The organism is Shewanella sp. NFH-SH190041, assembly GCF_024363255.1.
Lineage (GTDB): Bacteria > Pseudomonadota > Gammaproteobacteria > Enterobacterales > Shewanellaceae > Shewanella.
In genome coordinates this window covers 246418-260738 of record NZ_AP026070.1, presented here as the reverse complement: position 1 = coordinate 260738, position 14321 = coordinate 246418, and the positions used below count along the sequence as shown (strand labels likewise).

Annotated in this window: 15 protein-coding genes; 12 read left to right on the top strand and 3 right to left on the bottom strand. The window is 46.9% G+C overall.

Annotation, left to right across the window (positions count from 1 at the left end; genetic code table 11):
- Window positions 1-3: 3 nt before the first annotated feature.
- The 7 genes from NFHSH190041_RS01260 (at window position 4) to mutM (ending at window position 6214) form a co-directional block, all read left to right on the top strand.
- Window positions 4-711 (top strand): ABC transporter permease, encoded by a 708-nt coding sequence (locus NFHSH190041_RS01260; RefSeq protein WP_261923522.1) that lies wholly within the window; start codon window positions 4-6, stop codon window positions 709-711.
- Between the two features lie 10 nt (window positions 712-721).
- On the top strand, window positions 722-1429 hold the full coding sequence (locus tag NFHSH190041_RS01255; RefSeq protein WP_261923521.1) for an energy-coupling factor ABC transporter ATP-binding protein: 708 nt from the start codon (window positions 722-724) through the stop codon (window positions 1427-1429).
- Window positions 1413-2003 (top strand): molybdenum cofactor guanylyltransferase MobA, encoded by a 591-nt coding sequence (gene mobA, locus NFHSH190041_RS01250; protein ID WP_261923520.1) that lies wholly within the window; start codon window positions 1413-1415, stop codon window positions 2001-2003. Before NFHSH190041_RS01255 ends, mobA begins: the two co-directional genes overlap by 17 nt.
- Before the next feature lie 21 nt (window positions 2004-2024).
- On the top strand, window positions 2025-3815 hold the full coding sequence (locus NFHSH190041_RS01245; protein ID WP_261923519.1) for a bifunctional molybdopterin-guanine dinucleotide biosynthesis adaptor protein MobB/molybdopterin molybdotransferase MoeA: 1791 nt from the start codon (window positions 2025-2027) through the stop codon (window positions 3813-3815).
- A gap of 9 nt (window positions 3816-3824) precedes the next feature.
- Window positions 3825-4811: a GTP 3',8-cyclase MoaA gene (gene moaA / locus NFHSH190041_RS01240; protein ID WP_261923518.1), complete on the top strand. Its 987-nt coding sequence runs from the start codon at window positions 3825-3827 to the stop codon at window positions 4809-4811.
- 105 nt (window positions 4812-4916) lie between these two features.
- A complete protein-coding gene (locus NFHSH190041_RS01235) occupies window positions 4917-5381 on the top strand; it encodes a hypothetical protein (protein ID WP_261923517.1) in 465 nt (154 codons plus the stop codon).
- A gap of 20 nt (window positions 5382-5401) precedes the next feature.
- Entirely contained in the window at window positions 5402-6214 is an 813-nt protein-coding gene (gene mutM, locus NFHSH190041_RS01230; protein WP_261923516.1) for a bifunctional DNA-formamidopyrimidine glycosylase/DNA-(apurinic or apyrimidinic site) lyase, read from the top strand.
- A gap of 97 nt (window positions 6215-6311) precedes the next feature.
- Here the strand turns inward: mutM and NFHSH190041_RS01225 are convergent, their stop codons facing one another.
- The gene (locus NFHSH190041_RS01225) at window positions 6312-7757 is read right to left on the bottom strand and encodes a capsule assembly Wzi family protein (protein WP_261925002.1); all 1446 of its coding nucleotides are present in this window, start codon (window positions 7755-7757) and stop codon (window positions 6312-6314) included.
- Window positions 7758-7831: 74 nt separating this feature from the next.
- Window positions 7832-8314 (bottom strand): pantetheine-phosphate adenylyltransferase, encoded by a 483-nt coding sequence (gene coaD, locus NFHSH190041_RS01220; protein WP_261923515.1) that lies wholly within the window; start codon window positions 8312-8314, stop codon window positions 7832-7834.
- A gap of 178 nt (window positions 8315-8492) precedes the next feature.
- Here coaD and NFHSH190041_RS01215 point away from each other — a divergent pair, with 178 nt between their 5' ends.
- The 4 genes from NFHSH190041_RS01215 (at window position 8493) to NFHSH190041_RS01200 (ending at window position 12285) form a co-directional block, all read left to right on the top strand.
- On the top strand, window positions 8493-8873 hold the full coding sequence (locus tag NFHSH190041_RS01215; protein WP_261923514.1) for an HAD-IIIC family phosphatase: 381 nt from the start codon (window positions 8493-8495) through the stop codon (window positions 8871-8873).
- The gene (locus NFHSH190041_RS01210; protein ID WP_261923513.1) at window positions 8864-10444 is read left to right on the top strand and encodes a capsular biosynthesis protein; all 1581 of its coding nucleotides are present in this window, start codon (window positions 8864-8866) and stop codon (window positions 10442-10444) included. Before NFHSH190041_RS01215 ends, NFHSH190041_RS01210 begins: the two co-directional genes overlap by 10 nt.
- Window positions 10445-10446: 2 nt before the next feature.
- Complete coding sequence (locus NFHSH190041_RS01205) at window positions 10447-11166, top strand: glycosyltransferase family 2 protein (protein ID WP_261923512.1); 720 nt, start codon at window positions 10447-10449, stop codon at window positions 11164-11166.
- 138 nt (window positions 11167-11304) lie between these two features.
- Window positions 11305-12285, top strand: a complete 981-nt coding sequence (locus tag NFHSH190041_RS01200) for a WavE lipopolysaccharide synthesis family protein (protein WP_261923511.1) — start codon at window positions 11305-11307, stop codon at window positions 12283-12285.
- A gap of 110 nt (window positions 12286-12395) precedes the next feature.
- Here NFHSH190041_RS01200 and NFHSH190041_RS01195 read toward each other — a convergent pair whose 3' ends face one another.
- Window positions 12396-13157, bottom strand: coding sequence for a glycosyltransferase family 25 protein (locus tag NFHSH190041_RS01195; protein WP_261923510.1), 762 nt, complete (start codon window positions 13155-13157; stop codon window positions 12396-12398).
- Window positions 13158-13380: 223 nt separating this feature from the next.
- On the opposite strand from NFHSH190041_RS01195, the gene NFHSH190041_RS01190 reads away from it, so the two are divergent.
- A complete protein-coding gene (locus NFHSH190041_RS01190) occupies window positions 13381-14181 on the top strand; it encodes a glycosyltransferase family 2 protein (RefSeq protein WP_261923509.1) in 801 nt (266 codons plus the stop codon).
- Window positions 14182-14321: the final 140 nt, after the last annotated feature.

Below are 14321 nucleotides of genomic sequence, written 5' to 3'. Positions count from 1 at the left end.
GCCATGACGGAAAGTTGGCTATCCCTGATACAGCAGGCCTTTGGCCTGCTGTTTTCACTTGACCCCGGTACTTGGTCCATTATCGGGGTATCATTTAATGTCTCTTTGGCAGCCCTGCTGCTGACCCTTGTCCCTTCTATGGTATTGGGCTTTATTCTGGCCTTTGCCCGTTTTCCCGGCCGCTGGACCGTCATCAACCTAGTACAAACCATGCAATCTATTCCCACTGTGGTGATCGGGCTGCTGGCCTACCTGTTGTTGACGAGGATGGGACCATTAGGGGATCTACGCTGGCTGTTCACCCAAAAAGGGATGATCTTAGGTCAGATGCTAATTTGTGCGCCGGTTTTGGTTGCCATGAGTCAAGCTGCATTCACCAGTGCCGACCGGCGCGCGTGGGAGACCTCTCGCACCTTAGGTGCGCCTTGGCTTAGTGCCGTATGGGTGTTATGTCGGGAACTGCGCGCCCCGCTGTTGATGGCGATTGTGGCGGCCTTTAGCCGGATTGTGACTGAGGTCGGCTGCTCTATGATGGTCGGCGGTAACATTATGAATGTCACCCGCAATATTCCTACCGCCATTGCGTTAGAAACCAGCAAAGGTGATTTTGCCCAAGCCATCGCGCTGGGATTGGTATTGTTGATTCTGGCACTTATTCTTAATTTTGCGCTGGGTACCTTACGCGGAAAATCCGAACCCCGTAGCCACTAGGAGCCGCACTATGGTGCAATTGGTTATTGATAATCTGCGAATGCAATTTGGCGAGCGGCTGTTATTTGAAGCCCCGCACCTGTGTTTTGCCAAAGGGGATGTGATTTATCTGCAGGGGGATAATGGCACAGGCAAAACCACACTGATGAAACTACTGGCCGGACTGATCCAACCCTCGGCCGGACAAATCCGCTGGCAAGATGACAAAGCCCATCCTTGGTGGAAAACTCACCCACAACTGGGAAAAGCAGTTTATCTGCATCAACATCCCTATCTTTATGAGGGGACAGTGAAATACAATCTGGGCTTTGCTGGACGTTATAGTCAATTATCCCGCCGAGAACTAAGCCATCGAATGGAACAAGCGGCTGATATGGCGGGGCTGACCCACTTGCTGACGGCCAGTGCCGTCAATCTATCAGGCGGCGAACGTCAGCGGTTAGCCGTAGCAAGGGCTTGGGTGATCCAACCGGATCTGCTGATGCTGGATGAGCCTGTATCGAATATGGATAAGGAATCTCGTCGGTTGATGCTGGAGATGATTTCCACCCTGAAACAGCAAGGTACCGGCATGCTGATCAGCAGCCACCAGACCTGTGGCTTGACCGCTCTGTGCCGGCACACCTGGCAGATTGAACATCAACATATTACCGCTGCGCCGTTTTACCCCGATACGACGCAGCCATACGAGGAATCGATTTATGTCGTCACAAATTGAAGCTGTGATCCTGGCCGGCGGCCGAGCCCGCCGTATGGGTGGCGAAGATAAAGGTCTGGTTGAACTCAATGGGCGCCCCATGATCAGTTACACACTGGACCGGCTTACTCCCCAGGTGACAAGCATGGTCATCAATGCCAATCGCAGCCAAGAAACATACCGTCAGTTTGGGCTGCCGGTATTTTGTGATGATCAAAGCGGTTTCCTCGGCCCTTTGGCCGGGATTGTCAGCGCGTTGAAACGCACCCATGCAGATTATCTGCTGACCGTGCCTTGCGATAGCCCGCTACTACCAACCGATCTTGCCGCTCGCATGCTCACAGCACTGGAACAAACAAGTGCCGAACTGGCCGTCGCCAGTAATGGGGAGCGAGAACAGCCTGTCATCATGCTGCTAAAACCCACACTGGCAGATTCAATCCAGGCCTTTTTAGATGCCGGTGAGCGTAAAATTGATTTTTGGTATGCCAAGCATCAGGTGGCGGTAGTCAGTTTTGCCGATCAGCCCATGGCGTTTGTTAACGTCAACACCCAGGAACAAAAACAGCAACTGGCCGACACCCTGAGCCGCTAAGCCACCCGTAATGAGGTAATCATGACTACTCCGTTTTCTAATCCACTGCCAATTCCTGTGCTGGGTTTCTGCGCCTATTCCGGTACCGGTAAAACCACGTTGCTGACGCAGTTAATCCCTGAGCTAACCCGTCGCGGTGTCCGTCTGGCGGTGATTAAACACGCTCATCACACCTTTGATGTGGATACACCGGGCAAAGACAGTTACGAAATGCGCAAAGCTGGTGCCCGGCAAATGCTGGTTGCTTCACATGTTCGCTGGGCATTAATGACAGAAGATGAGGTTGACGGCGATCCTAGCCTGCCCCATTTGCTAGCGCAGATTGAAGCGGACAAAGTCGATATGGTGCTGGTTGAAGGCTTTAAAAAACTGGCGCTACCAAAGATTGAACTGCACCGCGCCGCCCACGGCAAACCTTTTATCCACACCGATGACAACAATATCATGGCCGTCGCTTGCTGTGATGACACAGTGCTGCCTGACGGTATCCGTAGGCTTGATCTAAACAATGTGGCGCAAATTGCCGATTTTGTGCAGGAGTTTGCAGCTAACTGGCAACCGGCTCCACTGCAATTACCACTCAGTGCATCACAGATCCCGTCCCCTCAAGGCAGCCGTTCAGTTCGCGAAGGGTTAGATCATATTCTGGCAACCATTACACCACTTAGCGAACAACAGCAGTGTCAGCTAGATGAGCTGGATAACCGTATTCTGGCGCAAGATGCCATCTCACCGGTCAATGTGCCACAACAGACTAACTCAGCCATGGACGGTTATGCCGTCGCAATGTCAGTCCAGTGCAGCCATTATCAGGTCGTCGGGGAAGTCTTGGCCGGACACGGTTACCAAGGGCAACTCAGTGCTGGGCAAGCTGTGCGTATTATGACTGGTGCCCCTTTGCCTGATGGTGCTGATGCCGTGCAGCCACGGGAACATGCCGAAGAAAAAGATGGGCAAGTGTGCTTTAGCAAGCCGATGAAAGCAGGCCAGAATATCCGTATGGCCGGGGAAGATATAGCTAAAGGCGCGACAGCGCTTCAACAGGGTTGCCGCCTTGGCGCCGCTGAGCTTGGCCTGCTGGCTTCCTTAGGCATGGACAATGCAACCGTCAAACGCAAGCCTGTAGTCGCCGTCTTTTCTACTGGGGATGAGGTTTCTCAACCTGGCCAGCCATTGAGCGATAACTGCATCTTTGACTCCAATCGTTATACCATTAAGTCCATGGCTCGGCGGATGGGCTGTGACGTACTAGATTTAGGCATTATTGCTGATGATGAAGCGGCACTGGAACAGGCTTTGCTCGATGCGAGCGAAAAAGCCGATATGATTATCAGCTCTGGCGGCGTATCGGTTGGCAATGCTGACTTTATCAAAACAGTACTGGCCCGTATTGGCAAAATTAATTTCTGGCGTATCAATATGCGCCCCGGCCGACCGCTGGCCTTCGGTGAGATTGGCAAGGCGCTATTTTTCGGCCTGCCCGGTAACCCAGTTGCGGTAATGGTGTCCTTTATTCAGTTTGTGCAACCGGCACTGCGAAAACTGGCCGGGGAAGCTGACTGGCAAGCGCAGCTTATCCCTGCAGTAACAGATATGCCGCTACGCTCTCGCACCGGCAGAACTGAGTTTTTGCGCGGTATTTACCACATTGGTACTGATGGGCAATTACATGTTCGCACAACCGGCGCGCAAGGCTCAGGTATGCTGACGTCGATGTCCAAAAGCAATTGCCTGATTGTGATTGGTGAAGAGGCAGATCAGGTACCCGCTAACAGCCGGGTATATATCCAGCCATTTGCCGATCTGCTGTAAGGACACACCATGAGCCAGTTAGTGGATCGCTTTGGCCGCCACATTGAATATCTACGCCTATCGGTGACAGACCGCTGCGACTTCCGCTGTGTGTACTGCATGAGTGAAAATCCCTGCTTCCTCCCTCAGGACAAGGTACTGAGCTTGGATCAGCTGGCTTGGATTGCTCAGGCATTTACTGAACTTGGGGTGCATAAAATTCGTCTCACCGGTGGTGAGCCTTTGGTGCGGCCAGACTGTGTGCAATTGGTCTCTCGCCTAGCGCAACTGCCGGGGTTAACTGAGCTGTCGATGACCACCAATGGCTCTCGACTCAATAAATTAGCGCAGCCACTGCATCAGGCGGGCCTCAGCCGGTTAAACATCAGCCTTGATACCTTAAAGGCAGATAAATTTGCCAACCTGACCCGCAACGGTAAATTAAGCCGGGTGGTCGCTGGCATTGATGCTGCCATTGCTGCCGGATTTGAGCGTATTAAACTCAATGCCGTGGTACTCAAAGGCCAGAATGACGACGAAGTGCTGGATTTGGTCGAGTTCTGCCGCAGCCGAAAACTCAATATCGCGTTTATTGAAGAAATGCCGCTGGGGGAAATTGATGAGCGTAAACGCAGTCGACACTGCAGCAGTGATGAAGTCCATGACGTCATCTCTGCCCGTTACCCACTGACATTGTCAGATCAACGTACCGCAGGCCCTGCCCGCTATTACAGTATGGCGGACAGCCCTGTGCATATCGGCTTTATCTCGCCCCACAGTCATAACTTCTGCCATGAATGCAACCGGGTCAGGGTCACAGTAGAAGGTAAACTGCTGTTGTGTCTCGGCAATGAAAATGCCGTGGACTTAAAAGCAATTGCGCGAGCTTATCCTGGGGATATTACCCGACTTAAGCAGGCCATCATTGAGGCGATGGCACTAAAACCGGAAGCACACCGTTTTGATCCCGATGGTGAGGTGCAAATTCTGCGCTTTATGAATGTCACCGGTGGCTAACGATTTAGTGATATCACAAGGATAATAAAGCTAAAAGGTGGCTTTTCAGCCACCTTGCTTGCATATACACTGATTTATCATACTGGCTGCTTTTAACCTGTACCTATGCCGTTGAGCCGTAAACAGTGGAACAATGTCATCATTATCGCCTGCCTGCTGACTATCTCAGGGCTGACGCTGTTGGAGCAGCACAGCAAACGCCTGCCTGATAGCGCTATCCCCTTATTTGGGACCACGCACCCCCTACAACAAATGCAACTGGGCTCCCTTTGGCTCAACGCCGGTCCGGCAGGCTGGCAGTGCAGTGCAACCATTCTTAACTGCCAGACTTGGTCTAACGCTTGGAGTTCACTGCAAATATCGCCACTGACCACAACACCACAGCCCAGTGAAGCCAGCCAACAAATCACGCTGTATACCGGTGAGCCCAGTGTGCCACAGCAACAAATATGGCACTGGTATACCCAAACCGGGCTACTGCGTTCCCAATCCGGGAACTGGTATCGTATTCCTCCCGGGCTAAAGGCTGAACTCTCCCCGGTGCTGCAAGCCGGTAGCATTTATCAATAGACGAATTAGACGTTAATACCATGCCTGAATTACCAGAAGTTGAAGTCACACGCCAAGGGATAACCCCTTATTTACAAGGCCATACTGTCACGGATTTAATCGTCCGTAATCCGCAATTACGCTGGCCCGTTCCCCAGATTGCCAGCAACATTATCGGCCAGCAAATTCGCCATATCCGCCGCCGGGCAAAATACCTACTGCTGGATACGGATGCCGGAACCACAATAGTGCATTTAGGGATGTCTGGTAGTTTGCGGGTTGTACCGGCAGGAAGCCCGGCAGGAAAACATGATCATATCGATCTAGTACTGGATAACGGCCAAGCGTTACGGCTAAATGATCCCAGGCGATTTGGTGCCTGGCTATGGTGTGAACTGCCTGAAAGCGCCCATCCGCTATTGCAAAAGCTAGGCCCCGAGCCTCTATCAGAACACTTTAATGCCGATTACCTCGCACAACGGCTGAAAGGCAAAAAGCAAGCCATTAAACAATGTCTGATGGATAACCATATCGTAGTGGGGGTGGGAAATATTTATGCCAATGAGGCGCTATTTGCCGCTGGAATAGATCCCCGCATCGCCGGTGGTCAGATAACACTGCCGCGATTAGAAAAACTGGTCGAAGAGATCAAATTGGTATTGGCCTTCGCCATAAAACAAGGAGGTACCACATTGAAAGACTTTACCAATGCGGAAGGAAAACCCGGTTATTTTGCCCAGCAATTGCACGTATATGGTCGCAAAGGCTTACCCTGCACCCAGTGCGGCACTTTGTTGCAAGAAATCCGTCAAGGACAACGCTCTACCGTCTTTTGTCCTGTTTGCCAGCACTAATTATTCTGGATTAAAAAAGAGAGCCGCATAATTTAAAGGGGAGCAAATAGCTCCCCCTCATTTGATTATGTTAAGCACTACACATCTGGCAATACGGTTAAAAACGGTACTCAAAACTGCTAAATACCGTGCCGTGATTATCTGAGGTATTGGTTTGCTCAAATTTAGAGTGGGAGACTGTACCACCAAAACTCAGCATGCCATGCCATATTGGCAAGCGATAACTTAACTCCAACATCAGTAAATCTTCTTTTGGCACAATCGATGTCCAACCATCCTGTTGTGGACTATTACCATCCTTATTCAACTCGGCATAACGCAAAAAAGCTTTTAATCCATGGCTATTTTGATACTGACCGATCAATCCCAATACAATAACCTTGGCATCAGAATCATAAGTTGAGCCAAGACTTCGACCATAATAACGGCTTCCACTCTTATAGGTATTATGCTCATAAAAGCAGTTAAAACTGTTTTTATCTCCGCCATTACAGGCAACCATCGTATTGGTGTATTCTATAAACAGCTTATATTGCTCTGTTTGCGTCCCAAAACGAGTATCGGCGCCCCATAAATAACCACAGTCGGTAATATTCCAAGGATAGGGTCCCATGGAGTCTTCGCATGTTTTTTCGACATACAAGCCAAAAGGAATATTAGCGAGAGTGTCACTGTAACGAACATCAAAACCAGCCATCTGATTACCATAACCGGTACAGCCAATAGAACCATCATCTGCGCGGCAATCTCGCTGCCCAGCCAGTGCCTTAAAGAAAATATCCGCGCCACATTCCTGCCCTTCACCACAAAATTGTGTGGTCCAGGAACCGCCTATTTCTAATTGTTTAAATGGCCTGATAGTCGCGCGCATATTCCATAGCAGCGCATGGGGCGCATAACGCTCTTTTTCAAACATACTCAGGCCCGCGGTTAAGGTCCAAGGACCTATCCAGGATAACCAAGGCGTTTCAAAACCATGGCTGTCATTGCGACTGAGCATAATAGATGGCATTGGTCGAGCATTTGTAGATTTAATTAAGCCGGTATCAAAGCCTGGCCCCCACCACATGGGTAAAGTGCCTCCGGTCACCACCCAATTGCCAAATACCCCTGCAAGATAGGTATCATCGAGGTGATATTTTTCACCATCAACTGGATCGTAATTCAGAGAGCCTCCGGATTTAAACGCAAACCGCTCACCGAGGTACTCATAAGAAGTGCTTAGTTGGCCTTTTTCACGGTAATCTGCACCAAAATGCTGAAACCGAGCCGGATCACTCGCAAGCGAGGCTTTAATGTGTGTATTACCGCGGTTTTGTACCGCATTTCGATAATAAAAATTGACCCGTTCGTATGCTTGCATCAATGCAGGAGAAAGCGCTCCTGGTTCAGCATTGGCGAGATCTTTACCAATACCAGCCCACATGAGCGGATAAGTATTTACTGGTACGGTAATCACCCCGGCATCAGCCAATGCCTGAATATCTGCGCGCAAATAGATATCAGATGTATCCACCCAAGGCGCTGCACTCACCCGACCCATTCCGACAAGCAATAAAAATGCTGCACAACCCCAAATAACTACACGGGAAAATTTCGTCACGTCCTGTAAACCTTTTATTTATTCAACGATGCCAATAAAGCCTTGCTGACTTCTGGATGGCAAAACTGGCTGATATCACCGCCATGCAGCGCGACCTCTTTGACCAAGGTAGATGAGATAAAGGAATTCTCTTCAGCAGGTGTTAAAAACACGCTCTCTAATCCTGGACTGAGTCGGCGATTCATATTGGCTAACTGAAATTCATATTCAAAATCAGATACGGCCCGTAAGCCCCGTACCAAAATCCCTGCCTGTTGCTGCTTAGCAAAGTCCACCAGCAAACCGCTGAAACCGACCACCTCAACATTATTAAGGTGAGCCGTAACCTGCTCCACTAGCGCCACCCGCTCTGCGAGTGAAAATTTCGGTTGCTTGGAGGGACTGGCAGCGACCCCAATTAACAGAGTATTAAACATGCGGGCAGCCCGCTCAATCAGATCGGCATGACCATTGGTAACCGGATCAAAAGTTCCGGGATAAATTGCGCGGGTATGCATGGGATATCCATTTTATAACTAATTGATGAAGATGAGATCCTACCTTGGCAAGCCCCAATTGTGAATGTTTCTGCCTGTCAAATCCGCCCCTGAGCGCATATTTTCTGACTATTGCAATTGGTTACAAACCAGCAATACCTGTAAAATAGCGAGCAGATTCTTGATACAAACGACAGATATGAAACGACTCATCGTAGATCTTGACGGCACCCTGACCCAGGCTGATACCACAGATTACAGCCAAGTATCTCCTAGGCTGGATGTGATAGCTAAATTACAACAATACCATGATCAGGGCTTTGAAATTGTCATTGCGACTGCCCGTAATATGCGCACCTTTAATGGCAATGTAGGCAAAATCAACATTCATACCCTGCCCATCATTACCCAATGGCTGGATAAACATCAGGTGCCATACGACGAAATTTTGGTGGGTAAACCTTGGTGTGGTCATGAAGGATTTTATATCGACGATCGCGCCGTCAGACCGGCAGAATTTGCCCGCCTAAGCCAAGCAGAAATCGAACAACTGATCGCCGAAGATAAAACATGTATCTAATCACATCTGCAGCCCTGATAGCTTCTGAGCTACAATCCGAGTTCGGCCCACTCCCACCCAGTTTTTTACCTGTGGGAAACCAGCGGCTATTTCATCACCAGTTACGGTTGATCCCTCCCGGTAAGCGGATATTGATGACGCTGCCAGAAGACTTCATCCCAGGCCCTTACGATCGCCAAGTATTGATGGCCGCCGGGGTGGAACTGCTTTATTTGCCCAGCCATCTGACATTAGGTGAATCCATTGTCTATGCGCTGAATCTGGTAGAATTCAATCCAACAGAACCATTATTTATACTTCACGGCGATACGCTATTCAAAGAGTTGCCCCAAGCAACGGATCTGCTCGGTCTCAGCACAGTAGAAGATAATTATGATTGGGCTGAATACGATCAACACAGTGGTTTATTGCAGCGCTTTCAAGCCGACCAAGCGCCAAAAAGCGATCTTATCTCCAATGGTTTTTTCAGCTTCTCAGCCCCAAAAACGCTAATTCGTCATATTACCCAGGCCAAATGGGATTTTATTAGCGGTTTGAACGGCTATATCCAAGAGTTAGGGTTAGCCCCCTTTTTACTGCAAGATTGGTATGATTTTGGCCACAGTCACACCTACTATCAATCAAAAAGTAGAATGACCACCCAAAGGGCATTTAATGCCATGCAAATTACCGGACAGGTCGTTTGTAAAACCAGCCACAAAAAATTCAAATTAGCAGCAGAAGCAAATTGGTACCAAACCCTGCCAGGTCCAATGCATGTCTATATTCCGCAATTACTGCAAAGCCAAGAGAGTGAACAGCAATTTAGCTATAGTATCGAATACTTGCATTTAACGGCATTGAATGAACTGTACGTTTTCAGCCAACTCCCAGCTTTTGCCTGGAAAAAAATTCTACGAGCATGCTGTCAATTTCTCCATGCGGCAAAAACATATCAGGCTCCTGCTCAGGCTACGCTGCAAGCACTGTTTGCAGGGAAAACGCGACAAAGATTGCAAGAATTTCATCAGTCAGCACCTTTTGATACCAATAAGCCGCTTATCATTAATGGTGTAGAGCAGCCATCACTGCAAGCCTTAGCTGCATTATCATTAGCATATCTGCCAGCAGACAACCACAGCATGAACTTGTTACATGGGGACTTTTGTTTCAGTAATATTCTCTATGACTTTCGCACCTGCAATATCAAAGTGATCGATCCTCGCGGCATTGATGCTAATAACCATCGCTGCATTTATGGCAATAGCCTGTACGATATTGCCAAACTGGCTCACTCGGTAATTGGATTATATGACGCCATCATTGCTGGTTATTTCCAGGCTGAACTGCAACAACCGCAACAGTTAACATTTAATCTCGCTGTCACTCCTCGCAGGCAGGAAATTATGCGTTTATTTACCGACATGATGTACAGCCAGTTCAATGTGACTGAATCCCAACTGTATGCCATGCAGATCCAACTGTTTATTTCCATGCTGCCGTTACACAGTGATAGGCCGGACCGGCAGCTTGCCTTTATTGGCAATGCCTACCGCTTATTCGACGAACTCAAGCAGCAAATAGGATATTGATAATGATCGTAATACCTATGGCGGGACTCAGTTCCCGATTTTTTAAAGCAGGCTATCAGCAGCCTAAATATATGCTACCGGGCCATAACCGCCCCTTGTTTGATCATGCAGTACTCAGTTTCAGTGCTTACTTCAGCAGTGAACCTTTCTTATTTATTGTCCGCGATGTCTATGGCACTCCTGAGTTTGTCAAACAGCGTTGTGAAGTGCTGGGCATAAAAAATTTTACTATCAAAATATTGGAACAAGAAACCCGGGGACAAGCTGAAACCGTTTATCTAGGTGTATCTCAACTGCCAACAACAACACCGCTGACCATTTTCAATATCGATACTTTTCGCCCTAACTTCCGTTATCCAACAATCAAAACGCAATGTGATGGCTATTTGGAAGTATTTATCGGTGAGGGCAGTAACTGGTCGTATGCAAAACCCGCAACACCAGACAGTGACAAAGTGATAGAAACAGCAGAGAAAAATCCTATCTCCAATTTGTGTAGCACGGGATTATATTATTTTAAACAGGCCGGTGATTTCATCACGGCTTTTACTCTGGAAGCAGCAAAACCTGCAACGCAATGGCAACAGCAGGAACTCTATATCGCCCCCTTGTATAACCAATTAATCCAACAGGGCCGAGATATACGCTATCACACCATAACAAGGCAGGAAGTGATCTTCTGCGGTGTGCCCGATGAATATCTGACATTTCTGCAACAGTAAAGGATTTTCGCAACACATAGCAGTATCAACCGTTCTGCTTCCAGATGAGTACGGTACTGCTGCTTGAATCTATATTCTATGCAGCTATGAATATATTACGCACCATGATCAGTTCTGCTATTAAGATTTAATTACGCTATGAGCATCGATTTTAAAGATATCAGTGTTATCGTACAGGGGCCGGTTCAGGCCTATCAAGGGCGAGATCAGCAAGCAGGGATCACCCACCAATGCCTGCAAAGTATCCGCACCCATCTCCCTGGTGCCACCATTATTTTATCCACATGGGAAGGACAAGACTGTTCAGGCTTAGAGCCGGATATCCTACTGTTAAATAAAGACCCAGGCGGTACTATTGCAGCATATGATCAGCATGGAAAACCGGGAAAACTAAATTTTAACCGGCAATTGCTCTCCACAGCAGCAGGGCTTCGACAGGCCCGTACCCCTTATGCCATCAAACTGCGTTCAGATAACTACCTTACTGGTAATGAATTTGTAACAGCACAGCAAGCCTATCCCGTTAGAAATCAAGCTGACAGCCTGTTTACCGAGCGAGTAGTCGTCAATACCAGTTATTTTCGTAAATACGCTGATGGGCATCGTGTCGTAATGTTACCCAGCGATTTCTTTCATTTTGGCCGGACAGAAGATTTACTCAAAATTTGGGGGATTCCATTATTTGATGATCTGGTTTTTAACCCGAGTCAAAGTGGCAGACCCCAATACCGAGGTTACCCCTATATCATTCCCCATGCAGAGCAAATCTATTGCAATGCTTGGCTACAACAACTGGATAAACAGGTTCCCTATCTGGAGCACAGACATCAGCAAAACGCTGCTATGGTGGAGTACTGGGATCGGTTTATGGCATCTAATTTTGTGGTAATGGAGCCTGAGCAAATTGGCCTAGGGTTGATCCCCCGCTTTATTGCCAAACAAAAACGTCCCAATGAGATGAGTTATTTAGACTGGCAATGCCTATATCAGCGTTACTGCGATACTAATTTTGTCGCCCCAAAACTAAAACTCTTTACACAACTTGGTTGGAAACGACTGGTTAAACTCCCTTTTAGCCGACTTAAATTTTCCATCAAACATAGCAAACGACATAAGTAAGGTTATAAAAATACACAAACAAAATATCAATTGAACCCAATGAGCCATCAGTCATAAGCTCTAACCTAGTTAGATAAAATCGGTTGGCTCAGAGGGGGAATCACCCGCGACTAAAGCAATTTTTTAGGTAACTTTCCAATTCGACCGCGGTAAACTCTAAGCCAAAATTCATAACAGCATTTATGCCATATACGCTTCAACCTCTGGCCACTTTGGGTTCGGGTTGAAGATTGTTTGTTAATTTCACTACCAAAATCACCATTGCCAACAGGAAAGGGCCGGGCAACCAAACACTGCAGATTTTTTTCATACCAATATTGAATATCAATATCGACTGGCCTTGAGATGGGCAAAGCTGTCTGTAATAACTTTTGCGCACCACTAAAACTCACAAACTGCCCTGTCGTGGTGGAGGGCAACTTAAGACAAAACCCCAATGATATTGCTTCACCAATATCAACTTGTTGTAATAATTTTTTTTTCCGACTGCCATGAGATAGCTTAATGTAATCCCAGTCAAATTCTAGACCAGCAACAGCAGTAATAAATTCAGGCAGTTGGGAGCGTAAAACAGCGTCATCTTCCAGTATCAAAGCAAAATCCAACTGCTCAGTCACAATATACTGCCAACAGGCCATATGACTGAGATAACAACCAATTTCACCATCATTTAATTGTTTGTAGTAACGTTTATGATTGAGCTGAGGATCGTAGCAACGCCGCTTTTCCGAGACCGATAATTCTGAGCCTCGCACTGCGGGGACGCGTTCAAATGTTAATCCCAATAATGCACATTGCTGACTTATCTCAGCTAACCGGTCCGAACTGGACTCGAGATTGATTACAAAGATTTTAAATTTTCCTAAAGTCATTTGTTTAATATTCCAACAATAAAAGCTCTGGCATTATTCGTTTAAATTATCCAATGAGAATAAGTCTTTTCAGGGTTTCAGATTAAATAGAGCCTTGATACAATTGCGGTTTAACTGGTGTATTATTCTCTGCAACGTTATCATCCCTACTAAAGAATAATATGCACCAGTAAGCCGATATCCGCATATTAAGCACCAATCAGGCAGATACCCAATAAGCCAGATGAAAAAACAACACTTATCCACACAAAAAAAACTGACTGACGGAACATCTAAACTGCCTGTCAGTGTCTTCATTATCACGCAAAATGAAGCTCGTCATCTGGCCAAAACACTGAGTAGTGTTCAATATATGGATGAAATTATTGTGGTCGATTCTGGCAGCACGGATAGCACCATTGAGATTGCCAAGCAATTTGGCGCCAAAGTATATCATCATGACTGGATGGGATATGCCAAGCAAAAGCAATATGCCATGTCGCTTTGCCAGCATGAATGGGTACTCAATTTAGATGGTGATGAGGCAATTTCTCCCAACATTGTTCACGCATTACAACAAGTCATATTGGATGATTGTGCTGATTGTGTTCGCATGTGGCGGGATGACATTTTTATCAATAAACCATTATCTGCCTGGAGTAAAAAAGCCAATAACCATAGATTTTATAAGCGTTCAAAATCATATTTTGATGATAAAAAATTCGCCCATGAAAGCGCCAGCGTTAATGGAAAAGAAATATTTTTAAATCAAACATTTACGCACTACGGCTATGATTCTATCTCAGCAATAACGACCAAAAACAATACTTACTCCTCGCTAAAAGCCCAAGAAAAACACCATCAACATAAACTGCATTCAAGCCTCAAACTGCTTATTATTTTTCCGCTAATATTTTTTAAAGAATATTTGTTACAACGTAAAATTTTTTCCGGGAAAAGGGGATTTATCCTGTCCGTAATGGAAGCATATTATGCATTTATCAAAGAAGCTAAACTCTATGAGTTAGAAGAATTACAAAAATAAACTACTTATTTTTAACAAGCTACCGTGACAATATTTTTCCTTAATAGACATCAATATCTTATCGAAGATGCAATAAAAGTGACTCTCCCCCCCTGTGCCCCACTCTGGTGTTAGAGTAAAATAACAGCAGAAAAATCAGC